Origin of the sequence: Sphingomonas edaphi, assembly GCF_003583725.1 — a bacterium.
Taxonomy (GTDB): Bacteria; Pseudomonadota; Alphaproteobacteria; order Sphingomonadales; family Sphingomonadaceae; genus Sphingomicrobium; species Sphingomicrobium edaphi.
In genome coordinates this window covers 85909-108976 of the sequence record NZ_QXTF01000002.1, presented here as the reverse complement: position 1 = coordinate 108976, position 23068 = coordinate 85909, and the positions used below count along the sequence as shown (strand labels likewise).

Here is a 23068-nt window from a genome sequence, read left to right as displayed (position 1 = left end):
TGCTATGTTAGCGTGAAACCCCTTGGACCACGCTCGTTTCACATTGGCAACAACGCGCGTCGGTGTAAGGGGTGCCGCCGTTCGTAGAAAATCACTTTCCACGAAAGGCGCACCCGTTGCAGTTGCACGGGGTGACTTATTTGCGTAATACAGCTGGCGCAGCAGGGCTGCGGCTGATTACGGACGATTGGCGGAAAGAATGCGGCTTATGAACCGGGAAACTCACTTCGAAAGTTCCGATACCCTAGTCGTTGTCGACCGGTCCCGGCGTCGGCGTAACATCATCATCGCTGCCGTAGTCGTGGCCGCGCTGGCCATTGCCGCTTTCATTTACATGGGCAGTGGCAAGGACGAACAGGCCACCGAAGGCGCCGGTGCGGCCGGCGGCCGCGGCCAGATCCCGACCGTATCCGTCGTCGTCCCAGGCCGTTCGCAGGTCGCGCGAGTCGTGACCGCTTCGGGCGCTCTTGCCGCCCGCCGCGACCAACCGATCGGCGTTGCCGGCGAAGGCGGCCTTGTCCGCGCGGTGCTGGTCGATGCGGGCAGCTGGGTCCGTCAGGGCCAGGTCCTGGCGACCGTGGACCGCCAGGTGCAAACGCAAACGGCAGCGCAGCTTGCCGCGCAGGTCCAGGCCGCGCGTGCCGACGCTGCACTGGCTCAGAATGAATTTGAGCGTAGTGAGGCCTTGGTGGGCCGTGGATTCGTCAGCAAGGCCGATCTCGATCGCAAGCGGGCTGCGCGCGATGCCGCTAACGCCCGCGTTCGCGTCGCACAGGCCCAACTTGGCGCTACCCGCGCCCAGATCGGTCGCCTTGACATTCGCGCGCCAACCAGCGGCCTGATCCTCGCCCGCAGTGTCGAGGTTGGCCAAGTGGTCAGCCCCGGGTCCGGAGCGCTCTTCCGCCTCGCCAGTGCCGGCGAAATGGAAATGCGCGCGCAAATGTCGCAGCAGGATCTCGCCTATGTCCGCGCCGGAATGTCGGCGTCGGTCACGCCGATCGGCTCCGACCGCAGCTTCCCGGGATCCGTCTGGCAAGTATCGCCGATCATCGACCCGCAGAGCCGCCAAGGCGAGGTTCGCATCAGCGTTCCCTATGATCCGGCCATTCGCCCTGGCGGCTTTGCCGAAGCGAAGATCGCCGCGGGCGGCACGACGGCGCCGTTGCTGCCGCAGAGCGCGGTGCTGAGCGACGACAAGGGCAATTACGTCTACATCATCAATAGCAAAAATGAGGTCGAGCGCCGGGCCGTGAAGATCGGCAACGTCGACGATCAGGGCGTGACCATCGCCGAGGGCATTTCGGGCCAAGAGTCTGTCGTCCTCTCGGCCGGGCCGTTCCTCAACCCAGGCCAGAAGGTCTCGCCCAAGCGGCAGGCTGCCCGCTAACCGGCTGACATTCGCGAAGAAGGCGTTTTTGCATGAACTTCCGCAATATCTCGTCTTGGTGCATCCAGAACCCGGTTCCGCCGATTGTGCTGTTCGTCGGGCTGATGCTGGCCGGCCTGGTCGCGTTCATGGGCATGGACGTAAACAACAATCCGGACATCGATTTTCCGGCCGCGGAAGTGAACATCTCCCAGCCAGGCGCTGCCCCGACGGAGATGGAGAACCAGATCACGCAAAAAATCGAAGCGGCAATCCGCTCGGTCAACGGCGTCGACGAAATCAACAGCTCGGTCCGCGAAGGCAACAGCAGCACTTTCGTTCAGTTCGAAATCGGCACGCCGACCGACCGCGCGGTCAACGATGTTCGCGATGCGATCACCCAGATCCGTGGCGACCTGCCCGACGGCATCTTGGAACCGCAGATCAGCCGGGTCGATATCGCTGGCGATCCGATCCTGTTCGTGGCCGCGCAGACGACCGACATGACGCTCGAGCAACTCAGCTGGTATGTCGATAACAATGTTTCACGTCGCTTGCTGGGCGTCGAGGGCATCGCCGCAGTCACCCGCGAAGGCGGCGTCGACCGTCAGATTCGCGTTATCCTCGACCCGGCCGCTCTCCAGGCCCAAGGCATTACGGCGGCACAGGTCAATTCGCAGCTTCGCCAGACGAACCTCAACGCCGCCGGTGGCCGCGCGGAAATCGCCGGCTCTGAACAGTCGGTACGCGTTCTCGGCAATGCCAAGGATGCCTACGAACTATCGCAGACCCAGATCGTCGTTCCGGGCGGGCGGACCGTTCGCCTCGCCGACTTGGGCGAGGTGAAGGACGCCTATTCGGAACAGCGCACCATCGCCAAGATGAACGGGCGGCAGGTGATCAGTTTCAACGTCCAACGATCGAAGGGCTCGTCGGAAGTCACCGCCTATGACGATGCCTGGGCCGAGCTTCGCAAGATCGAAAAGGAAGATCCGCGGATCAAGTTCGTGGAGATCATCAACCAGGTCGACTACACCAAGGAGCAGTATCGCTCCGCAATGCATGGGCTGATAGAAGGCGCAATCCTCGCCGTCCTCGTTGTCTTCCTCTTCCTCCGCGACTTCCGCGCGACGGTCATCTCGGCCATTGCTATCCCGCTCTCCGCCATCCCTGCCTTCTGGTTCATGGACTTGATGGGCATCACGCTGAACGGTCTCTCGCTGCTCGCGCTCAGCCTAGTGGCCGGCGTGCTCGTCGACGACGCGATTGTTGAGATCGAAAATATCGTCCGGCACATGCGCATGGGCAAGACGGCCTACCAGGCATCAATGGATGCAGCGGACGAAATCGGCTTGGCCGTGGTCGCCACGACCATGTCGATCGTCGCCGTGTTTCTGCCAGTCGCTCTGATGCCGGGCATTTCCGGCCAGTTCTTCAAGAGCTTTGGCTACACCGTCGTCATTGCGGTGCTGATGAGCCTTTTCGTCGCTCGAATGATCACACCGCTTATCGCCGCCTATTTCCTCAAGGCGCATGGCGTGCAGGAACATGCCGGCGGCCCAGCGATGGAGAAATATCTAAAGGTCCTCCGCTGGTCTCTCGATACCAGCAAGGCCGAAGCCTATCGCCGGCGCCGGCCCGGTTTCGTCGGCGGCGTCCTCTCACTGTTCCGCGACCACCGTTTCGCGATGGTCGGCGCGGGCATTGGCGCGTTCATCCTTCAGATCGTGCTGTTCGCGACGCTGTCGATGTCGTTTCAGCCGCCGCTCAATCTCGACTTCTCACGCGTCCGCATCGGCATGCCGCCAGGCACCACGTTGCAGCAGACCGAGGCGATTGCCGACCGCACAGCGGAGATCATCGAGAAGAATCCCGCCGTCGATCGCGTCTTCCAGCGGATCTACGTGGGCTCGGGCTTCCTCAACATCGTCCTCAAGAAGGACCGCACGGTCACCTCGACAGAGTTCGAGCGCAGCCTGACCCCGTCCCTGTCGGCCATTCCCGACGCCCAAGTGAATTTCATGAGCCAAGGCGGCGGCGGACCGGGCAGCGGCGGGCGCGATATCGCGCTCTACCTCGGCAGCGACAATCCCGAACTGTTGAACGCGACCGCGAACAAGATCGTCGACGAAATGGCGACACTGAAGGAGCTGCGCGCGCCCCGTGCAGTCGGCGATCTCGTCCGTCCGGAAATCGTCATCAAGCCGCGCTTCGACCTTGCCGCCGACCTAGGCGTCACGACGACGGCGCTTAGCCAGACGATCCGCATCGCCACGTTGGGCGACATTGCCCAAAACAGCGCGAAATTCTCGCTGGCCGACCGCCAGGTGCCGATCACCGTCTCGCTGCCCGACACGGCCCGCAAGGACCTGTCGATCCTCGAGAACCTACCGGTCCCGACCTCGTCGGGCGGTTCGGTGCCGTTGAAATCGGTTGCCGAAATTGGCTTCGGCGCGGGTCCTACGACCGTGCAGCGCACCAACCAGATCCGCCGCCTTGCCGTCGGCGCCGACCTTGCCCCCGGGCTGGTCTCCGGCGACGCGTGGAAGAAAATCAACGAGCTTCCGACGGTCAAGAATCTGCCCGAGGGCGTCCAGAAGATGGAACTGGGCGATTCGAAGTGGCAGGCCGAACTGCTCTATTACTTCATGATCGCGCTCATGAGCGGCGTATTGCTGGTATTTGCGGTGCTGGTGCTGCTCTATCGCCGCTTCCTGTCCCCCTTCGTCAACATGGGCTCGCTGCTGCTGGCCCCGCTTGGCGCGGCCATCGGCCTGCACCTGACGGGCAATCCGGTGTCGTTGCCGGTGCTGATCGGCATTCTGATGCTGTTCGGCATCGTCGCGAAGAACTCGATTCTACTGGTCGATTTTGCTGTCGAGATGATGAACCACGGCATGGAGAAGAATGAGTCGATCGTCGAAGCCGGCCACAAGCGGGCCCAGCCGATCGTCATGACGACCGTCGCGATGGTCGCCGGCATGGTGCCTATCGCCATTTCCCTGACCGGCGACGGCAGCTGGCGGGCGCCAATGGGAGTCACCGTGATCGGCGGCCTCGTCTTCTCGACCATCCTGACCCTGCTTCTGGTCCCCGCCTTCTTCTCGATCGCCATCGACATCGAGCGTTGGATCGCCAGCAAGTTCACGCGGTTGATCGACAATGGTGAGCCGCACAAGCCGATGGACGAGGCTTACCCGCAACCCGCGGAGTGACTTCCAGCGTACGGCGGCTAGAGTGGCGGCAATGAACGCGCCGTCACAGCCGCCCGCCCTCGCCCGGTTCAATCCGGTCCAGCCGGGCGCCGTCGGAATGAAGGCGGCCGCTACAGGCCTGCTGGTGGTGATGGCCGGGGTGTTCCTGGCAACGCGATATTTCGAACCCGCTTACCCGTGGCTGGGCTACGTGAAGGCATTCGCCGAGGCGGCGATGGTCGGCGGGCTGGCCGACTGGTTCGCGGTCACGGCCTTGTTCCGCCATCCGCTAGGCCTGCCGATCCCGCACACTGCTATCATACCGCGCAACAAGGACCGGATCGGTGAAGCTCTCGCCAATTTCCTGAAAGAGAATTTCCTAATCGCGCCGGTCGTCGCGCGGCGGATGCGAAACATCGACTTGGCCGGAGCGGTTGGGCGCTTTCTCCAGGCGCCCCACGGTGAGGAAACTCGCATTCGGCAAGGCGCAAGCCGCTTGATCGCGGATCTATTCGAAAGCCTCGACGACGAGCGGCTCGGTGGCCTCGTCAAATCATCGATCGCCAATCGCATCCGCAACATGGAGGTCTCGCCGCTACTGGGCCACGCCCTCGCCTCTGCGATCAACGACGACCGGCATGTTCCGATGCTTGAGGCAGCGATCCGCTGGATGGCGAGGGCGCTGGACGCGAATGAAGAACTGATCCGCGACATGGTGCATAAGCGAGCCAACTGGGTGCTGAAGCTCGCCTCGCTCGATACCAAGCTTGCCGACGCCATAATCGAAGGACTGCGCAAGCTGACGGCCGACATGCACACCGACCCGGCGCACCCGGTGCGGGTAAAGGCCGAAGAAGCACTGGCGCAACTTGCAAACGACCTGCAGACCAAGCCGGAAACGCGCGAGCGAGTTGAGGCGATGAAGGTCCAGCTGCTTGATAACCAGAGCGTGTCCCTGTGGCTCGATACGCTATGGCAAAAAGGCCGGGAAGCGATCATTCGCGCCGCGCGCAATCCCGATGCGGCCATGGCCGGCAAGTTAGGGGAAATATTGCAGTCGATGGGCCAAAGCCTCGACAAGGATGCCCGGATGAAGTCGGCGATCAACCAGTTCGCCCGCCGCGCCGTGTCTGGAATGGCGGCCAGCTATGGCAGCTCCATCGTCAAGCTGGTCAGCGAAACCGTGCGAGGCTGGGATGCGCAGACGATTACCAACCGGCTCGAATCCGCCGTTGGTCGCGACCTTCAATACATCCGGATAAATGGCACGCTGGTCGGCGGCCTGGTCGGCCTGACCCTCCACGTCCTCGACAGCATATGACCGCCGAAATCGACGAGTTGGCAGCCATGGCCCGTAATCGCGGTCTAAAGCTTATCCGATCGCGCGTCCGGACTGCTGGCAAACGCCGCTTCGGTAAAGTTGGGCTGCTCGATGGTAAGAGAGAACCCTTGATCGGCATTGATGACAAGGGCCCAAACGGAGAGCCGGACGAGGTCGAAGCCTATCTCCGCTCGCTGGACGAAACTGCGTGGGAAAAGTCGGTTCGCCACAAGCGGAAGTAGTTCAAGTTCGCTCGCCGGCTTTGACTTCCATCCCGCAAAGCGCCAACATTGATCCATGTTTACCGCTGCTTTCCAGCGCTTTTTCCTGCACGCGGGGCAAATTCCCGCGAGAGCGATGCCCCGGCCCTAAGCGTACGCTGGGTCCGGGGACTTTCCTGATCACAACATCGTTTAAGGAAAAAGATGGAAGCGTTTCCCCGCGGCCGCGAGCGGCCACCAATTCACCTGATCGACACCGAGTCCGACCTAGTCGGAAACCTTGCCCTGCGCGCCGAGCATGATCATCCGATTGTTGCCGCCATGCTGCTGACCGAAATCGACCGCGCCGAGCTACATCACAAGTGCGACCTGCGGGACGAAGTGGTGACGCTTGGTGCTGAAGTGAACTTCATCGACGAAAAAACGATGCAGCGGCGTACCGTCACACTGGTCTTGCCGGGCGACTCGAACATCGCAATGGGTCGCATTTCGATCCTCACGCCGATCGGGGCAGCGTTGTGTGGCCTATCCGCTGGTCAGTCGATCGACTGGCCTGACCTCAGCGGAAATGAACGGCGCCTCCGGATCACCGCCGTTCGCCAGCCCGCTGCGGACTAGCCAGCGCTGACCCGCTCGATGGTGGCGCCCACCGCACTCAACTTTTCCTCGAGCCGTTCATAGCCGCGATCCAGGTGGTACACGCGCAGCACTTCCGTCTCGCCTTCGGCCGCGAGGCCGGCCAGCACCAGGCTCATCGAAGCGCGAAGGTCAGTTGCCATCACTTGAGCGCCGGTCAGGCCGTCGACTCCGTGGACAATGGCTGACCGCCCACGGACGTCGATGTTCGCTCCCATTCGGCGAAGCTCGGGCACGTGCATGTAGCGGTTCTCGAAGATCGTCTCCTCGAGGAAGCTCTCGCCTTTGGCGAGACACAGCATGGCCATGAACTGCGCCTGCATGTCGGTCGGGAAGCCGGGATAAGGCGCGGTTGAAATCGCGAGCGGCTTCAGCGGGCGATCGGCGGTTACCTTCATGCCGTTGTCGGTCATTTCGATAACCAGTCCGGCAGCGGCCAGCGCGTTGGTGATCGCCAGCATGTCTGATGGCTTGGCGCCGACCAGCTCGATCGATCCGCCGGTAATTCCGGCCGCGCAGGCGTAACTTCCCGCTTCAATGCGGTCGGGCATGACAGCATAGGTACAGCCGCTGAGTCCTTCGACGCCGTCGATGATGAGGTGGGAACTTCCAATGCCGTCGATCTTGGCACCCATCGCGACCAACAGGTTGCAAAGGTCGACAATCTCCGGTTCGCGCGCGGCGTTGAATAGCTGGGTCCGTCCCGTGGCCAAGACAGCAGCCATCAGCGCATTTTCCGTCGCCCCTACGGACACAACCGGGAAGCTGTAGTCGCCGCCCGGAAGACGTCCATTGGGTGCCGTCGCCTTAACATAGCCGGCCGCCAGTTCGATCTCCGCGCCCATCGCTTCAAGCGCTTTCAAGTGCAGGTCTATCGGCCGGTCGCCTATCGCACATCCACCTGGCAGCGAGACGGTTGATTCACCAGCACGCGCCAGCATCGGACCTAGCACCAGAATTGACGCGCGCATTTTGCGGACCATGTCATAGGGCGCGACGGTCGAGGCGATTTCACCCGCTTGCAGCGTCATCCGCCGCCCGATCTCGCCCTTCTTCATTGCCGCGACCTTGGTCGAGGCACCAAGCTCGTTGAGAAGATGCGAGAAGTTGTCGACGTCGGCCAACCGAGGAAGATTGGTCAGCGTTAGCTTTTCGCTGGTCAGCAGCGCGCAGGGCAGCAGCGTCAGTGCGCTGTTTTTTGCGCCCGAAATCGGGATTTTGCCTTCGAGGCGCTTGCCTCCGGTGATGCGAATAGAGTCCATGACCGCGCTTTAGCGCAACCTTCGGGACTCACAAGCGGTCAGGCTTTCTCCAGCGTGCACTGGAGCGGGTGCTGGTTTTCTCGCGCGAAGTCGATCACCTGCGCGACCTTGGTCTCCGCGACTTCGTATGTGAACACGCCGCACACCGCGACGCCCTGCTGGTGAACCTGGAGCATGACCCGCGTCGCATCCTCGATATCCATCGAAAAATAGCGCTGCAGGATCAGAACGACGAACTCCATCGGAGTGTAGTCGTCGTTCAGCATCAGCACCTTGTAGTTGCTGGGCTTCTTAGTTTTGGGCCGCGTCCGGGTGACGACACCGGTCTCGATATCGTCGAGGCCGTCGCCACGGTCCGGTTCGTTTCCGGCCATCAGAATCAATCCATCGATCATGCGCATCCCAAAATATGGCAACGCGATAACTTCCCGCAAGATGGGAGGCTCCACCTGTCCCGAAAAGAAAAGCGGCCGTCCCTCAACCCGAAGGCTGGGGGACGGCCGGGAACAGGGTTGCCCGCCAAAGAGGGGGAGAGGTTAGGCAACCAGATCGTTGATGCGCTCTGCATTCAGGCTGGCGCGGTTTTGAAGCGGCTGGGCTGCTTCACCGGCAAGCTTGACGACGCGCTCTGTCAGCTTCGAGCTTTCGGCAACGAAGCGATCGAACGAGGCGCGGGCCAGCTCCGACTGGATCTGGAAGAATTCCGCCGGCGACTTGGCTTCTGCCAGCGTCTTCACGGCGTCCGAAGCCTGCTCGATGCCGTCACGGCCCGAAGCCAGGACGTCCTGGCCGATCGACTTGGCGCCGGCGGCGGCGATGCGGCCGGCTTCGACCAGCGCTTCGACGTTCGCCTTAGCGAGTTCGGTCACTTCTTCCGCGGTCTTCTGCGACTTAGCGGCAAGCTTCTGGCCACGCTCGCCGACGTCGGCGAAAATGTCCTGATACTTGTCGGCGCCCGGAATCTGGAAACCGGCGAACAGCTGGTTGAAATCATAAGCCATGGTGGTGGTCCTTTCGATCTGGTCGGCGGCTGTGGCGGTCGTGGCCTTCGCCGTGCGGCGAACGGCATTCACCGCCCGCTTGTTGGTCTTCTTTACGGCTTCGACGACCTTGGCCGGCGCCTTGCGAGCGCGACGGGCACGAACGACGGTCTCGGTCTTATTGACCGGGGCAGCCACAGCGGCAGCGACCTTTTCCGCACTAGCCTTGACCGGCGCCGCAACGGCTTCGATAGGCGTGTCGACCTTGGTTTCGTTCTTCATTTCGTCAGCCACGTGAAACTCCTTTGTTGCAATGCAATAATGCACCGCAGCATGAGTTTCAAGTGTTTTTGTGCATTGCACAATGAAACGGACCGGCGTGCTTGACGGCAGGCCGATGCGCAAGGCAAGTGCGGCCATGGCCGACCCGACCACTCCCGTTCCGCCCCGCCGCCGCCGCGGCCTCCTCATTGTCCTTTCCTCCCCTTCGGGTGCCGGAAAATCGACCATCAGCCGCCTGCTGCTCGACGCCGATCCGCACATCACCATGTCGATCAGCGCGACGACCCGGCCGATGCGCCCGGGCGAAATCGAGGGGCGCGACTACCATTTCGTCGACGATGCCGAATTCCAGCGGATGATTGCAGACGGGGAGTTCGCTGAATGGGCCCCTGTGTTCGATCATCACTACGGCTCTCCGCAGGCGCCGATCAAAGCGGCGCTCAAGGAAGGGCGCGATGTGCTTTTCGACATCGACTGGCAGGGCACGCAGCAGCTTCACGCCGCCATGGGCGAAGACTTGGTCCGTGTATTCATTCTTCCCCCGTCGATGGCCGAGCTTCGCCAGCGGCTGGAGATGCGCGGCACCGATACGGAAGAAGTGATCGAGGGCCGCATGCGCCGGGCGGCAGGCGAAATCAGCCACTGGGCGGAATATGATTATGTTCTGATCAACGAGGACATGGGTGCCTGTTTAAGCGAAGTCCGGTCGATCCTCGCCGCCGAGCGCCTGAAGCGCTGGCGCCAGGCCGGGCTGGTCGGTTTCGTCCGCGACCTCGTCGCGAGTTCAGCGCAATAGATCGAGGAACCGTGCCGCGGCCATGAAGTCGCGGCGCCGCGCATCGAGCGCCGCTTGGGCTTCCGCGTCGGCGCCCCAATGTTCCATCTGCCACCGGTCGTCGAGGCTGACCGCCTCCCATGCGCCTTCAGCCGGCATCATCTCGTCGACTACTGCAAGCCCCGCTACAAGCGAACCGCCGATCGTCACCAGCTGCGAAAGCGCCGCCAGCCGGAATGCGTCTAGCGCGGCGACGGCATGAACGAGCTTGCGAACCGTCTCCTCCGGCTGAGGGACGTGCATTACGCCGCTGACGCAGGCGAAGTCCACGTCGTAACGGCGCCGCGCCCAGCCGAGGAGGGCGTCCCACGCCTCCGACTGCCGGGCGACCAGGAGATCCGGCCCTTCGGCGCGGTAGCAGGTGAGGTCGCTCTCTCCATAGCGTGCGATCCCTGCCGCAAAGCCATCCTTGTCGACGCTCACCCGATCGATCGCGGCGTTCGCGAGGCCGGTCAGCGGCATCGCACGCGGATCGACAATTTCGCCGCACTCGTTCCATTCGGCCGCCATCGCCTCTGCCAGTACCGTCGTTGGCACGAGCAAATCGGCGCGCGCCGGCGTCTTCACTCGCCGACCATCCAGTTCGATTGCGAACCCATCACCCGACGCGACCGCCGCGGCATTTCCCCAGAAACGCTTCACCGGTCCCAGCTTTTCCTCAGCACGCGCGGGATCAGCACCGCTTCCACGGCTCCGAGGATCGCCAGCAACCCGCCAAGCAGCGGCCAACCGCCCGGCTTCAGCAAGTCACTATATGCAACCGCAACACCGAACAGGAACATCAACAGTCCACCGATGCGCAAGATTGCGAACAGGCGGAACCGCCTTTTCCATTCGGCTTCGTCCGTCACACGCTCCTCCCGATCCAGTCATTGGCCAGCGCGGCAACCGCCGCCGGTTCCATGGCAACGCCTATCGCGCCTTCCGCGACTAGCTCGTCGACCTCATGATAGCCCCAGCCAGCGCCAATTCCGCCGACACCGGCGTTGCGCGCACAGCCCATGTCCCAGCCGGTATCCCCGACGAAGATGGTCCGCGCCGGCTCGGCCCCGGCCTCCGCCATTGCCGATAGTGCCATGCCTGGATGCGGCTTCGACGGATTATGGTCAGCGGTCTGCAGAGTTACGAAACGCTTGGCTAAGCCATGGCTCGAAAGGCAGTGGCGCAGGCCGCGCATGCTCTTTCCTGTTGCCACACCGAGCAACCAGCCGTCCCGTTCCAACGTCTCTAGCAGTTCGCCGATTCCGTCGAACAGCGGTTCCTGGACCTCGCCCGCGCCGCGCATCGCAAAGAAGGCGTCTTTGTAGGTTTGGGTCATCGCCAGATGATCGCCCTCGGGCACCAGCGTCGAAATGGCTTCGTAGAGGCTAAGTCCGATAACCTTTTTCGTGATGTCTCGCGGCGGGCAGCTCAGGCCATGCGCGTCGAAGGTCTGGCGAAGAGCATTGTGGATCGACGCCCCGCTATCAACCAGCGTCCCGTCGCAGTCGAAAATGGCCAGCCTGGTCATTTCCGGCGTGTCGGCCGGCGCGCCGGCTTCGCGGCCGCTCCGCCCCTCGAACGGCGCTCGCCCTTGCGGGCCTTGCGCGCCGACTTGGCCGCCGCCGCCGCGCGCCGCGCGCGGGTCTCCGGCGACTTCGCCGGATCTGGAGTGTCGAGCGGCATCATCTCGCCCGCCATGGGATCGAAGCCCAATGTTGCCAGCGTTTCCGCGAAATGCCCCGGAAGCTCGGCGGTATAGTCGATCGGCTTGCCGTCAAGTCCGTCAACTTTCAGGCGCCGGGCGTGGAGGTGCATCTTGCGGCTGATCCCGCCGGTCAAGAACGCATCCGCGCCGCCATATTTGGCGTCTCCCACGATCGGGTGGCCGATCGCCGCCATATGGGCACGAAGCTGGTGAGTCCGCCCGGTCAGCGGTTGCAACTCAACCCAAGCCGCGCGGTTTCCGGCACGTTCGATCAGGCGGTAGCGAGTGCGCGACGGAAGTCCGTTTTCCTCATCGACATGCATCTTCTCACCACCGGTACCTGGCTGCTTCGCGAGCGGTGCGTCGATCAGCCCTTCGTCGGCCGACGGAACGCCAGTGATGAGCGCCCAATAGACCTTTCGCGCGGTCCGGCCGGAAAAGGCCTTAGCGAAATGTCCAGCAGCTCGCGCCGAGCGTGCGACCAGCAGGACACCGCTCGTGTCCTTGTCCAATCTATGGACCAACTTGGGTCGCTGGCCTTCGTCATTTACGAGCCCGTCTAGCAAGCGGTCGAGATGCTGGACAGTCTTGGTCCCTCCCTGCGTCGCCAGTCCCGGCGGCTTGTTCAGCACGTACCAGTCGCGGCCCTTGGCGATTACCATCTCTCGGATGAATTCCGCTTCGTCGTCGGTCAGGGGCTCGACGATCCGTTTCGGTCGGGCGCCCGGCCCTTCGGCAGGCGCGGCCTCGGCCGGCGGCACGCGCAGGACCTGCCCTGTCGCCAGCCTATCGCCGGGCGTGGCGCGCTTACCGTCTACGCGCAGCTGGCCGGTCCGCGCCCAGCGCGAGACAAGGTTGAAGCTGACATCGGGCAGGTGCCGCTTGAACCAGCGGTCGAGCCGGATGCCGTCATCGTCTTCGCCGACGGAGAACGTCCGCACATTATCGCTGGAAATCTTGGCCATTTCGGCCCCTTAGCCCGAAGCCTCGTCGGGCGCCATTGCCCAATGGTCGAAGGCCACCTGCTGCAGCTTGCGGATAAAGCGCTCGGCCTCTGGCCCGACCCATGGTCCGCTGTAGCCATGGATCGCCCCACCATCAGCCATCCACCATCCCTGGCCGGGCAGTCCGTCCGACTGGCGGACCACTAGGACCGCCAGTTCGGGTTCTCCGCGCGTCGCAGCTTGTTCGTCCACCGCGCCCAGTGTCTTGCAGAGCTGGCGCATTTTCGGCCGCGAAAAGCCGTAGCCGAGATGCTCCAGCAATTCCGAATAGGTCAGCGCATGGCCTGCGGCCGCGGCGGCAATCAGGTGCGCCCGGACCTCCGCCGGGTCGGACAGGCTCATCCCTTGGGCTGTTCGGCTACGGGAGTCAGTTCGAATACCTGCAGCCGGCTGCCGTCCTGTGGATAGGGAATGACCAATCGCCACACGAACGGCGCGATGCGCTCGAATACGCCGGCCATGTCTCGCTTCGGATCGTCGCCATAGGCACGCGCCTCGTCCTCGTTGCCGAGCGCAAGGCTTCCTAGAAAAATCATCCGGTTGGGGAAATCATCCTCCCAGAGCCGTCCAGCCGGCCGCTGGCTGCCGGTTTGCTTGACGATGGTGAACAACTCTCCTTCCACCTGCACATAGCAAAAGAACGGTTTGAATTTCTGGAAAGCCGGACCCTTGCCGCCTTCCTTGCCCAGCTTGACCATGCGGCAGCTGTAGCTGCCCGGCGTCGGCGCAGGACGGGGCAGCGCGGCATCGGGATTCAAAAGCCGCCCCTCGCCGCGAATCGCGTCCCGAAAACCGCCGGCGCGGGCTTCGGCCAATCCGCTCGACCAGCCCGTCGCGACGCGTTGGATGCGCGCCAGGTCCGCGGGATTGGCAAATCCCTGCCACACTTCGGCCTTGGTAGACGGCGGAGCGGCAACCACCTTGGGAACCGACTTGGGCGCGGTTTCGCATGCCGCCAGGGTGACGACAGCAAGCAACGGCAAGGCCCAACCAGGTCTCAAGCACGACTCCATGACAGGAATTACCCCGCGCCAGAGTGAACCAGCGCACATCGTCTTTCAACCAACGTTATATTGACCAGTTCGATTGACTGGCCGCCAACCGCCGCTAGGCGCATCTTCCGTGAACCAAGCAGCCCCCACCCCTCACGAAGACGCCCGCCGCGTCCGCGCCGGCTTCATCTACGGGCTCGCCGCCTATGGGCTGTGGGGCGTCATGCCGATCTACTTCAAGTGGCTGCAGGCGGTGCCCGCGATCGACATTGTTGCCCACCGCATCGTCTGGTCGCTGATCGCGCTGGCCGTACTCGTCACCGTCGTGAAGGCGTGGCAGCAGGTTGCGGACGCAGTCCGCGACCGTCGTATCCTCGCCATTCTGCTGCTGACTGCTTTGCTGATCGCGGCAAACTGGCTGCTTTACGTCTACGCCATCAATAGCGGGCACATTCTTGCGGGAAGCCTCGGCTATTATCTCAACCCACTCGCCAATATTTTGCTTGGGCGTTTCATCCTCAAGGAACGCCTGTCTCGCCTGCAATGGGCCGCAGTCGCAATTGCCGCGGGCGGCATCGCGGTGCTCGCGGCTGGCGCGCTCGGCACATTGTGGATCAGCCTTGGGCTCTGTTTCAGCTTCGCGACCTACGGCCTTCTCCGAAAGATCGTCGCGGTGGATTCGCTTGCCGGCCTGACGATCGAAACCATCCTTCTCGCTCCAATCGCGCTAACCTGGCTAGCGCTCGGCGGCGCGGATGGCAGGTCGTTCTTCGGCACGAATGATTCCGAAACCATGCTGCTCATGGCGACCGGTATCATCTCGACCATCCCGCTGCTCTGTTTCACGGCCGCCGCGCGCCGCCTCGCCTATTCGACGGTCGGCATGCTCCAGTTCATTGCCCCGACCCTGCAGTTCCTGCTGGCCGTCGCTGTATACGGCGAGCCGTTCACCACGGCGCACGCCATTGCCTTCGGCTGCATCTGGACGGCACTCTTCCTTTACGTGACGTCCTTGCTCCACTCGCTGCGCGCCAAACGCTCCGCGCCATCGTGCGAGCAGGCAAAGGCGTGAGTTACTCGCAAACTTTCATGTGGGAATCCGCGCTTTCCTGTTAAGCTCAATATTATGCTCAACGTTGTCTCGCTCATCATTGGTGCCATCGCGCTGCTTTGTGCCGCGATAGCCTTTATCCCGCTGCTCGGTTGGGCCAACTGGCTAATCATTCCGCTCGCGGTGGTCGGCGCCGGCATCGGCGCCGTGTCCTCCAGCAATATGGGGCGCAACCTCAACCTTTTCGTCATCGTCGTCGGTGTCATCCGGCTGATGCTAGGGGGCGGGATCATTTGAGCCGCGATCCCCGGATCGACGCCTACATCGCGAAGGCTGCCCCCTTTGCCAGCCTCATCCTCGAACATGTCCGGCAGCGCGTTCACGCGACTGTCCCGGAGGTCGAGGAAACGTTGAAATGGAGCGCGCCCGGGTTCACACTCGACGGCAAGATCCTGCTGATGATGGCCGCCTTCAAGGCGCATGCTGCCATCAACTTCTGGCGCGGCCAGGAAATTCGGGGCGAAGCCGCCAGTGATGGTGCGATGGGACAGTTCGGCAAGCTGAAGTCGGTCGACGACCTGCCGCCAGACGCGGAGCTCGACGCGTTGATCCGCAAGGCGGCTGAACTGGCCGGGAGCGCGCCCGCCGCCCGCAAGACAAAGCAAGCGCCGAAGCCCGCGGCTGAAATGCATCCCGACTTCGCCACGGCACTGGCCAAGGCGCCCAAGGCGAAGGCGACGCTCGACGGCTTCCCGCCGTCCGCCCAGCGAGACTATCTCGAATGGATTTCGGAAGCGAAGCAGGATGCCACCCGCGCCAAGCGCGTTGCCACAGCCATCGAATGGCTATCCGAAGGCAAGAGACGGCACTGGCGCTACCAGAATTGCTAAGCGCCTAGCGCGTCTTCACGTAGCGCCCCGGTGCATTCTCGATTGGCTTCAGCTTGCCTCCGCCCGGCACGCGCGCGCCTGTCGCCTTGACCGTCTTTGGCGCAAGCTTCTTCAACCAGGCGATCCAGTCCGGCCACCAGCTGCCCTTGGTCTCGGTCGCGCCTGCGACGAACTCGTCGAGCGTCGCCGCGTCCTGCTCATTGGTCCAATATTGGTATTTCCCCGCCGCCGGAGGATTCACCACGCCCGCGATGTGACCCGAACCCGCAAGAACGAAGCGCACCGGACCTTTCAGGATCCGCGTCAGCTTCCAAACGCTCGCGCTCGGCGCGATATGATCTTCGCGTCCCGCCTGGATGTAGGCTGGCGTCGCGATCTTCGTCAGGTCGATCGGCACGCCCTTCACCAAGATCCCACCCGGTTTCACCAGCATGTTCTCGCGGTACAGACGCATCAGATAATCGCGGTGCCAACCGCCCGGCAGGTTGGTCACGTCGCCGTTCCAGTGGAGCAGGTCGAACGGCGGCGGGTCGTTCCCCAACAGGTAATTGTTGACGACATAGTTCCAGATCAGATCGCGCCCGCGCAGCAGGTTGAACGTCGCTGCCATTACCCGACCGTCCAGCACCCCCGTTTCCGAGGTCAGCTGGTTGAGCGTCGCCATCGTCTCGTCGCCAAGGAACAGCTTCAGATCGCCCGCATCCTCGAAATCCACCTGCGCGGTAAAAAAGGTCGCGCTTGCGACTTTCGCGGCCTCTCCCTTTCCCGCTAGATAGGCCAGCGTCGCCGCCAGTGTCGTCCCGGCGACGCAGTAGCCGATGGTGTGGACATTCTTCACGCCGAGAAGGTCGCGGATCACGTCCACTGCCTCGACCTGCGCGGCGACATAATCGTCCATCGTCACGTCGCGGATGCTCTCGTCCGCGCTCTTCCAGCTGATCATGAACAGGCTGACGCCCTGGTCGACCGTCCATTTGACGAAACTTTTCTCCGGCGTGAGGTCGAGAATGTAGAAGCGGTTGATCCACGGCGGGAAGATTGCCAGCGGCGTCTCCAGCACCTTGTCGGTGGTCGGCGCATAGTGGATCAGCTGGAATAGCTTGGTCTCGTAAATCACCTTGCCTGGCGTCGTCGCGAGGTTGCGGCCCAGCTCGAACGCTCCTTCCGGGCTGTGCGTTACCTGACCCCTAGAAATATCGGCGAGCATATTCTTGAGGCCTGCGAGAAGATTTTCGCCCTTGGTGTCAATTGTGCGCTTCATCACCTCCGGATTGGTCGCCATGAAGTTGGCCGGGCTCATCGCGTCAACGAAGCCCTTCGTGGCGAAGCGCAGCCGGTTGCGCGCAACCTCGTCGAGCCCGTCGATTTCCTCGACCGTGCCCATCAGCTTGTCGCTAATTGCCAGATAGCTCTGCCGAACCGTGTCGAAGATCGGGCTTTCGCGCCATTCGGGCGATCCAAAGCGGCGGTCCTTCTGCTCGCCAGCTGTGCTATACTGGCCGAGCATCTCGCTCCACGCGTCCAGCCCTTTCGACCAAGCTTCCGCCCCCGCACTCATCCACTGCATTGGATCGGCGCTTTTGGACGGCGGCTGCGGAAGGCCGAACCCCGGCATGTGGCTGGCCTTGCCGAGATTGTCGGCCCAAGCCTCCATTATCATCTGGTTGGCTCGTGCCATGACCAGCGCCCAATGCTGCCAGTCCTCGATCCCGGGAACGGTGGTCGTCGTCTCGTTGGTCATGTTGGCGCCATACTCGTCATTGCGGGCGAATGCGAAGCAATCCATAGGCGAGACGAATGACCCCGCCAGCCATCCTGCCCGACGCGCTTGTCCTTCTCGATTATGTCGGCATTGCCGTCTTCGCCGTGTCGGGCGCCCTGCTGGCCGCGGAAAAGAAGCAGACGCTGGTCACCTTCATCTTCTTCGCGGTCGTCACGGGCGTAGGTGGCGGTACACTGCGTGACCTGCTGATCGGCGCGCCGGTATTCTGGGTCGGCACCAACGCGACGCTGCTCATCTGCATTGGCGCGGCGCTCGGGGTATGGACCCTGTCGCGCAAGGTGATCGCCGAACGCGCCCTCCTCTGGTTCGACGCCATCGGCCTCGCTGCTTACTCGACTTATGGCGCCGCTAAAGCATTGAACTATGGTGTCGCGCCCGTCCCAGCCTTCGCAATGGGCGTCATGACCGCCTGCGTCGGGGGAATCATCCGCGACGTGCTGGCGGGCGAGCCATCGATCCTCATGCGGCCGGAGCTTTACGTCACCGCCGCCGCCCTCGCTTCGGGCTTGTTCGTCATCCTCGCCGTCGCCGGCGCGCCGGTTACCCTAGCGGCCCTGGTCGCCGGGCTGATGGGATTCGCGCTTCGCGGCGCCGCCATCGCTCGCGGCTTGAGCCTTCCTGCCTACGACCGCTAGAGTCGTCCCATGACCGACGAATTCTATCGAATCCAGCGCCTGCCGCCCTATGTCTTCGCAGAGGTGAACGCGATGAAGGCCGCGGCCCGGGCGCGGGGCGAGGACATCGTCGACCTCGGCATGGGCAATCCGGACGGCGCCCCGCCCAAACATGTCATCGACAAGCTGGCCGAAGTGGCAGCCAAGCCGACCGCACACCGCTATTCCGCGTCGAAGGGCATCCCCGGTCTCCGCAAGGCCCAGGCCGCCTATTACAAACGTCGCTTCGACGTCGATCTCGATCCCGACAGCGAAGTGATCGTTACGCTGGGCAGCAAAGAAGGCCTCGCCAACCTTGCTCAGGCGATTACGGCGCCAGGCGATGTCGTGCTCACGCCGAACCCCAGCTATCCGATCCACCATTTCGGCTTCATCATCGCCGGCGCCGCGATCCGCTCGATCCCTGCCGTTCCAGGTCCCGACTTTTTCGACCGGCTGGAAAAGGCGATGCGCTACACGGTGCCGCGCCCGAAGGTGCTGGTCATCGGCTACCCGTCCAATCCCACCGCGCAGGTCGTCGATCTCGATTTCTATGAAAAGCTCGTCGCCTTCGCCCGCGACGCCGGGCTGATCCTCATCTCCGACCTCGCGTATGCCGAGATCTACTTCGGGGATACGCCGACCCCGTCGATCCTGCAGGTCGAGGGCGCAAAAGACGTCGCGGTCGAGTTTACGTCGATGAGCAAGACCTACTCGATGGCCGGTTGGCGCATGGGCTTCGCGGTCGGCAACGCGCGGCTTATCGGCGCGCTGACCCGGGTGAAAAGCTACCTCGACTATGGTGCGTTCACGCCTATCCAGGCCGCCGCCTGCGCGGCTCTCAACGGACCGCAGGACATCATCGAGTTCAACCGGACGCTGTACAAGGCGCGCCGCGACGTGATGGTCGAAAGCTTCGGTCGGGCTGGCTGGGACATTCCCGTGCCGATGGCTAGCATGTTTGCCTGGGCCCCGATCCCGGAGCCCTTCCGCCAGCTCGGCAGTATGGAGTTCGCCAAGCGCCTGCTGACCGAAGCCCATGTCGCCGTCGCGCCCGGGGTCGGCTTTGGCGAGGAAGGCGAAGGCTATGTCCGCCTCGCGCTGGTCGAGAACGAACAACGCCTACGCCAAGCGGCTCGCGGCATTAAGAAGATGATCGCAAAGGCGTGACTGCCCGAAGCGGCGTTCGTTCATCTGCGCCCGGCTATAAACGAGCCATGACCCGACTTGTCTTACTGATCCCGTTTGCTCTCACTGCATGCGCGGGAACCCGGCCCGCGGTCCCGCCGCCGGCTCCCGAAGTCCGTCCCGTCGTCGCCCAGGACAACCTGCAGGGCCGGTGGACGATTGCAGCGGTGAATGGACGGACCGTCGATGGCCCATGGATCCTGTTTGGTGGCGAAGGCCTTGGGACGGCAACCGACACTGGAGACAGCATCGTCATCGAATCGCCCCAGCCGCCGACGCGCGCTTACCTCGGCTGTAACGACCTGCGCCTCAACGGCTGGGTTCGGAACGGCGACAAGCTCGTACTGGGCACCGACCATGCCATGAAGAGCGAGCGCGGGTGCGAACCGGCGACAATGGCATTGGAGGTGCAGGTGCATGCGATCATCGGCAAGACGATGACGATGGAACTCACACCGCCGGATCGCCTGCGGCTGATCAACGAGATTGGAACACTTGACCTGCTGCGGGAGAACAACTGAGGGGCCGGAATGATTAGGCTGGCGTCAGTCGCTGTGTTATAAGGCTATATCGCACCCTCACTCGTGTAGGCATCGTGCGACTGAGAGACTGAACGCGCTCCCGCTTACTGAAGGAGCCCTCGATGGATCTCAATTATATCTATGAGCGCTATGCCGTGTCGCTGGAGATGGCGAGGAATGCGGCGTGCCGCAGTTCGGAGCTTGCGCACCTCGAGCTAGCCGACGGCTACGCCGCCCGGATCCAGGATGCCAAGTTGCACGGCACCCCCGACTTCGCAAAATGATCCCCGAAGATCGCTCGCTTGCCGCCGACGACCTTCGCGAACAAGCGGCCGCGTGCCGCCGACTGGCATGCAAGGCATCGACCTCCAACGGCCTCGCCGCCCTGGTAGCCGTAGCTGACATGCTGGACGCAGACGCCCGGCGGCTCGATCCATCAAGCGAGCGGCGATCATGAACCGGAACACAGCGAAGGACGACCCCGTCCTGCTCGAACTCGACCGCTACGGCATCGAGACGGTTTCAACCAAAACTTATCTGTGGGGCGGCTACCGCTACACCAACGCGCGCGACGCTGTCGCCGCAGCCAAAAGGAAAAACACCAAATGAGCCGTGCCCTGTTCATTGCCATGAATGCAGCAGACGTCACGCAGAAGTGCGATGCCGCGAATGTCGGCATTTCCGCGATCGAAACCCTTCCCAACGCCGGTGTCAGGCTGGTTTGCATGAGCGCCCACGGCGCCGAAGTGATGCGCCAAAAGCTGAAATCAAAGCTGATCGACAGCGACTCGGAACGTTACCGGATCAGGCCGCGAACGCCGCTCTGGTAAGATCGGAACGGCCGCCCGCCACTTATCCAACATTGGGCAATTATCGCTGCGCCGCCCGCCCGCCGCGCCAGACCGAAGAAGGTGGTTAACGCCGGGCGCTTGTCTGCAAACCATGCCTCGGGCACTGAACGATCCTGCAATTTGGTGGTTTCGGGGACGGGTATGCGCAAGATATTGGCGGCGTTGACGGTAGGCGGTGCGCTGGCCTTGGCAGCCTGTTCGACCACGGCCCCGCCTCCGCCTGTGCCACGCATCGCGACCCCGAAGTTTGTGCCGCCAGCTACCAATTACCGCTGGACGAACGGCTTTTCGGCCTCGGGCTTCGAAGCGATGCACGCAATGATCGGCCGCACCTCGCTTCGCCCCGGCGAATTCCACTGGTCGCCCAACGTGCCGGTGGATGGAGACGTCGCCATCACCGTCGACATTGCAAATCAGGTCGCCTTTATCTTCAAAGGCGCGCAATTGATCGGCGTTACCAATGTCTCGACGGGCAAGAAGGGTCATCCGACTCCGCTCGGCTTTTGGAAGATCAACTGGAAGCGCGAGAAATATTTCAGCCGCAAGTATGACAACGCGCCGATGCCGTGGATGCAGAACATCGACGACAAGGGTATCGCCTTCCACGGGGGCAAGACGCCGGGCTTTCCCGCCAGCCATGGCTGCATTCGCTTGCCAATGGCATTCGCCAAGCACCTCTTCACCCTGACCAAGAAGGGCGACAAGGTCGTTATCGAGGGCTGACCTCACTTGTTTGGGTGGATTGCTTCGCTTCGCTCGCAATGACGGGATTGTTGCGGCATATCGCTGTCCATGTCCGCGACCGACCTGTTACCTCCCACTCCCGAGCTGACGCACCTCGCGCAGATTATCCAGCTTGCCGTGGCTCCGGTCTTCCTGCTCGCGGGGCTCGGCGCCTTCCTCAACGTCTGCGCCGGCCGCCTTGCTCGGATCATCGATCGCAGTCGCCAGCTTGAGCCGCGCGTGCTGGCGAGCCGGGGAGAGGAACATGACCGGCTGATCGAAGAGATTCGCGTGCTCGACCGACGCATAGCGGTCGTTAACAACGCCATTTTCACGACCGTGCTGGCAGCCGTCCTTATTTCGCTGGTCGTCATCCTGCTGTTCGTCGCCTTTCTGACCGGCACGAAGGTTGGCACCGCCATTGCGCTGCTGTTCATGGGATCGATGATCGCAACCGGCTGGGGTTTCGCCATTTTCCTTCACGAAACCCGGCTTGGGACCCGCACCATTCGCGTTCGCGCTCACATCCTCGAACATGAGGCGGAAGAACACGATTAAGCCCGGTTGCGCGCCAACCGAACCAATCCTATCGGCAATCCAACCCTTCTCAACCGGAGCTTCCATGGTCACCGCAAGTCACGTCCTCGACCGCGTCCTCGTTCTTGAAATGGTCCGCGTGACGGAAGCCGCCGCGATCGCAGCTTCCAAGTGGGCCGGCCGTGGCGATAACGATTCCGCCGATGCTGCCGCCGTCGAGGCGATGCGCGCTGCGCTAAACGAGCTCCCGATGGACGGCACCGTCGTCATCGGCGAAGGCGAGCGTGACGAAGCGCCGATGCTCTACATCGGCGAAAAAGTCGGGAGCGCCCAGGGCGAAGGGCCCGCTATCGATATCGCGCTCGACCCGCTGGAAGGCACCACCATCACAGCCAAAGCCGGTCCGAATGCGCTCGCCGTACTGGCCATTGCGGAGCAGGGCTGCCTGCTCAACGCACCCGACGTCTACATGGATAAGATCGCGATTGGGCCGGGCTATCCCGCCGGAACGATCAGTCTCGACAAGTCGCCGACCGATAACATCCGCTCGCTGGCCGCGGCGAAGAATGTGCTTCCCAACGAAATCATTGCCTGCGTGCTCGACCGCCCGCGCCATGCGGAGCTGATCGCGGAGCTTCGCAGCCTGGGCTGCGGCATCATGCTTATTCCCGATGGAGACGTGGCCGGGGTGATCGCGACCGCCAATCCTGACACGACGGTTGACATCTACATGGGCACAGGCGGCGCGCCAGAGGGCGTGCTGGCGGCGGCTGCGCTGCGCTGCGTCGGCGGCCAGATCCAAGGCCGCTTGCTGTTCCGCAACGACGACGAGCGCTCGCGAGCTGCCGGATGGGGCATCGACGACCTTAACCGCATCTACCACCTTGAAGACATGGCGCGCGGTGACTGCATCTTCGCCGCGACCGGCGTTACCGACGGCTCGCTGCTCAAGGGTGTGAAATATCGCAAGGGCGGCTGTGTCGAAACCGAAAGCATCGTCATGCGCGCCAGCTCCGGCACCGTTCGCCGCGTGAGCGCTGAGCATCACAAGGGCATCGCCTGACCCCTTGTAGGGCCATGCGCTAACTGTA

Annotated in this window: 29 protein-coding genes; 19 read left to right on the top strand and 10 right to left on the bottom strand. The window is 62.9% G+C overall.

The genetic code is table 11. The features are described from left to right. Positions 1-208: 208 nt before the first annotated feature. The 5 genes from D3M59_RS07370 (at position 209) to D3M59_RS07350 (ending at position 6720) form a co-directional block, all read left to right on the top strand. Entirely contained in the window at positions 209-1387 is a 1179-nt protein-coding gene (locus D3M59_RS07370) for an efflux RND transporter periplasmic adaptor subunit (protein ID WP_119533017.1), read from the top strand. Between the two features lie 32 nt (positions 1388-1419). Continuing rightward, complete coding sequence (locus D3M59_RS07365) at positions 1420-4581, top strand: efflux RND transporter permease subunit (RefSeq protein WP_119533016.1); 3162 nt, start codon at positions 1420-1422, stop codon at positions 4579-4581. Between the two features lie 31 nt (positions 4582-4612). After that, positions 4613-5881, top strand: coding sequence for a DUF445 domain-containing protein (locus D3M59_RS07360; RefSeq protein WP_407695437.1), 1269 nt, complete (start codon positions 4613-4615; stop codon positions 5879-5881). Continuing rightward, positions 5878-6123: a hypothetical protein gene (locus D3M59_RS07355; RefSeq protein WP_119533015.1), complete on the top strand. Its 246-nt coding sequence runs from the start codon at positions 5878-5880 to the stop codon at positions 6121-6123. Before D3M59_RS07360 ends, D3M59_RS07355 begins: the two co-directional genes overlap by 4 nt. Before the next feature lie 183 nt (positions 6124-6306). Continuing rightward, positions 6307-6720, top strand: coding sequence for a GreA/GreB family elongation factor (locus D3M59_RS07350; protein WP_119533014.1), 414 nt, complete (start codon positions 6307-6309; stop codon positions 6718-6720). Here D3M59_RS07350 and murA read toward each other — a convergent pair. From murA to D3M59_RS07335, 3 genes are all read right to left on the bottom strand, one after another. After that, positions 6717-8000, bottom strand: a complete 1284-nt coding sequence (gene murA, locus D3M59_RS07345; RefSeq protein ID WP_119533013.1) for a UDP-N-acetylglucosamine 1-carboxyvinyltransferase — start codon at positions 7998-8000, stop codon at positions 6717-6719. The genes D3M59_RS07350 and murA overlap by 4 nt on opposite strands. Positions 8001-8038: 38 nt before the next feature. Then, positions 8039-8401, bottom strand: a complete 363-nt coding sequence (clpS, locus tag D3M59_RS07340; protein ID WP_407695445.1) for an ATP-dependent Clp protease adapter ClpS — start codon at positions 8399-8401, stop codon at positions 8039-8041. A 135-nt stretch (positions 8402-8536) separates the two neighbouring features. Next, complete coding sequence (locus D3M59_RS07335; protein WP_158581974.1) at positions 8537-9274, bottom strand: phasin family protein; 738 nt, start codon at positions 9272-9274, stop codon at positions 8537-8539. Positions 9275-9398: 124 nt separating this feature from the next. On the opposite strand from D3M59_RS07335, the gene gmk reads away from it, so the two are divergent. After that, complete coding sequence (gene gmk / locus D3M59_RS07330) at positions 9399-10058, top strand: guanylate kinase (RefSeq protein WP_119533337.1); 660 nt, start codon at positions 9399-9401, stop codon at positions 10056-10058. Here the strand turns inward: gmk and D3M59_RS07325 are convergent. From D3M59_RS07325 to D3M59_RS07300, 6 genes are read right to left on the bottom strand one after another with little or no spacing between them, the layout of a single operon-like run. Further along, complete coding sequence (locus D3M59_RS07325) at positions 10047-10739, bottom strand: ATP12 family chaperone protein (protein ID WP_119533012.1); 693 nt, start codon at positions 10737-10739, stop codon at positions 10047-10049. The two genes, gmk and D3M59_RS07325, sit on opposite strands and share 12 nt — an antisense overlap. Continuing rightward, entirely contained in the window at positions 10736-10948 is a 213-nt protein-coding gene (locus tag D3M59_RS07320; protein ID WP_119533011.1) for a hypothetical protein, read from the bottom strand. The genes D3M59_RS07325 and D3M59_RS07320 overlap by 4 nt, the downstream gene beginning before the upstream one ends. After that, positions 10945-11607 carry an HAD-IA family hydrolase gene (locus tag D3M59_RS07315; RefSeq protein WP_119533010.1) on the bottom strand — a complete coding sequence of 221 codons (663 nt, stop codon included), beginning with the start codon at positions 11605-11607 and terminating at the stop codon, positions 10945-10947. The genes D3M59_RS07320 and D3M59_RS07315 overlap by 4 nt, the downstream gene beginning before the upstream one ends. Continuing rightward, complete coding sequence (locus D3M59_RS07310) at positions 11604-12749, bottom strand: RluA family pseudouridine synthase (RefSeq protein ID WP_119533009.1); 1146 nt, start codon at positions 12747-12749, stop codon at positions 11604-11606. The genes D3M59_RS07315 and D3M59_RS07310 overlap by 4 nt, the downstream gene beginning before the upstream one ends. A 9-nt stretch (positions 12750-12758) precedes the next feature. Then, positions 12759-13130 carry a ribose-phosphate pyrophosphokinase gene (locus tag D3M59_RS07305; protein ID WP_119533008.1) on the bottom strand — a complete coding sequence of 124 codons (372 nt, stop codon included), beginning with the start codon at positions 13128-13130 and terminating at the stop codon, positions 12759-12761. After that, entirely contained in the window at positions 13127-13789 is a 663-nt protein-coding gene (locus tag D3M59_RS07300; RefSeq protein ID WP_158581973.1) for a DUF4893 domain-containing protein, read from the bottom strand. Before D3M59_RS07300 ends, D3M59_RS07305 begins: the two co-directional genes overlap by 4 nt. A 121-nt stretch (positions 13790-13910) precedes the next feature. On the opposite strand from D3M59_RS07300, the gene rarD reads away from it, so the two are divergent. The 3 genes from rarD to D3M59_RS07285 are packed head-to-tail and all read left to right on the top strand — an operon-like array spanning position 13911 to position 15721. Then, a complete protein-coding gene (gene rarD, locus D3M59_RS07295; protein WP_119533006.1) occupies positions 13911-14852 on the top strand; it encodes an EamA family transporter RarD in 942 nt (313 codons plus the stop codon). Positions 14853-14906: 54 nt separating this feature from the next. Then, positions 14907-15128, top strand: coding sequence for a hypothetical protein (locus tag D3M59_RS07290; RefSeq protein ID WP_119533005.1), 222 nt, complete (start codon positions 14907-14909; stop codon positions 15126-15128). Further along, positions 15125-15721, top strand: coding sequence for a YdeI/OmpD-associated family protein (locus D3M59_RS07285; RefSeq protein WP_119533004.1), 597 nt, complete (start codon positions 15125-15127; stop codon positions 15719-15721). The genes D3M59_RS07290 and D3M59_RS07285 overlap by 4 nt, the downstream gene beginning before the upstream one ends. Positions 15722-15725: 4 nt before the next feature. Here D3M59_RS07285 and D3M59_RS07280 read toward each other — a convergent pair whose 3' ends face one another. Further along, positions 15726-17462 (bottom strand): PHA/PHB synthase family protein, encoded by a 1737-nt coding sequence (locus tag D3M59_RS07280; RefSeq protein WP_119533336.1) that lies wholly within the window; start codon positions 17460-17462, stop codon positions 15726-15728. 56 nt (positions 17463-17518) lie between these two features. Here D3M59_RS07280 and D3M59_RS07275 point away from each other — a divergent pair, with 56 nt between their 5' ends. The 10 genes from D3M59_RS07275 to glpX all read left to right on the top strand — a co-directional run bounded on the left by D3M59_RS07275 (position 17519) and on the right by glpX (position 23040). Beyond that, a complete protein-coding gene (locus D3M59_RS07275; RefSeq protein WP_119533003.1) occupies positions 17519-18139 on the top strand; it encodes a trimeric intracellular cation channel family protein in 621 nt (206 codons plus the stop codon). 9 nt (positions 18140-18148) lie between these two features. Next, on the top strand, positions 18149-19327 hold the full coding sequence (locus tag D3M59_RS07270) for an LL-diaminopimelate aminotransferase (RefSeq protein WP_119533002.1): 1179 nt from the start codon (positions 18149-18151) through the stop codon (positions 19325-19327). Positions 19328-19374: 47 nt separating this feature from the next. Further along, entirely contained in the window at positions 19375-19866 is a 492-nt protein-coding gene (locus D3M59_RS07265) for an META domain-containing protein (protein ID WP_119533001.1), read from the top strand. A 122-nt stretch (positions 19867-19988) separates the two neighbouring features. Further along, entirely contained in the window at positions 19989-20150 is a 162-nt protein-coding gene (locus tag D3M59_RS12080) for a hypothetical protein (protein WP_158581972.1), read from the top strand. Further along, positions 20147-20323, top strand: coding sequence for a hypothetical protein (locus D3M59_RS12075; protein WP_158581971.1), 177 nt, complete (start codon positions 20147-20149; stop codon positions 20321-20323). Before D3M59_RS12080 ends, D3M59_RS12075 begins: the two co-directional genes overlap by 4 nt. Beyond that, on the top strand, positions 20320-20475 hold the full coding sequence (locus tag D3M59_RS12070; protein WP_158581970.1) for a hypothetical protein: 156 nt from the start codon (positions 20320-20322) through the stop codon (positions 20473-20475). The genes D3M59_RS12075 and D3M59_RS12070 overlap by 4 nt, the downstream gene beginning before the upstream one ends. After that, on the top strand, positions 20472-20696 hold the full coding sequence (locus tag D3M59_RS07260; protein ID WP_119533000.1) for a hypothetical protein: 225 nt from the start codon (positions 20472-20474) through the stop codon (positions 20694-20696). Before D3M59_RS12070 ends, D3M59_RS07260 begins: the two co-directional genes overlap by 4 nt. Before the next feature lie 162 nt (positions 20697-20858). Then, positions 20859-21440: a L,D-transpeptidase family protein gene (locus tag D3M59_RS07255; protein WP_119532999.1), complete on the top strand. Its 582-nt coding sequence runs from the start codon at positions 20859-20861 to the stop codon at positions 21438-21440. Between the two features lie 69 nt (positions 21441-21509). After that, the gene (locus D3M59_RS07250) at positions 21510-21998 is read left to right on the top strand and encodes a DUF2721 domain-containing protein (protein WP_119532998.1); all 489 of its coding nucleotides are present in this window, start codon (positions 21510-21512) and stop codon (positions 21996-21998) included. 64 nt (positions 21999-22062) lie between these two features. After that, complete coding sequence (gene glpX / locus D3M59_RS07245) at positions 22063-23040, top strand: class II fructose-bisphosphatase (protein ID WP_119532997.1); 978 nt, start codon at positions 22063-22065, stop codon at positions 23038-23040. Positions 23041-23068: the final 28 nt, after the last annotated feature.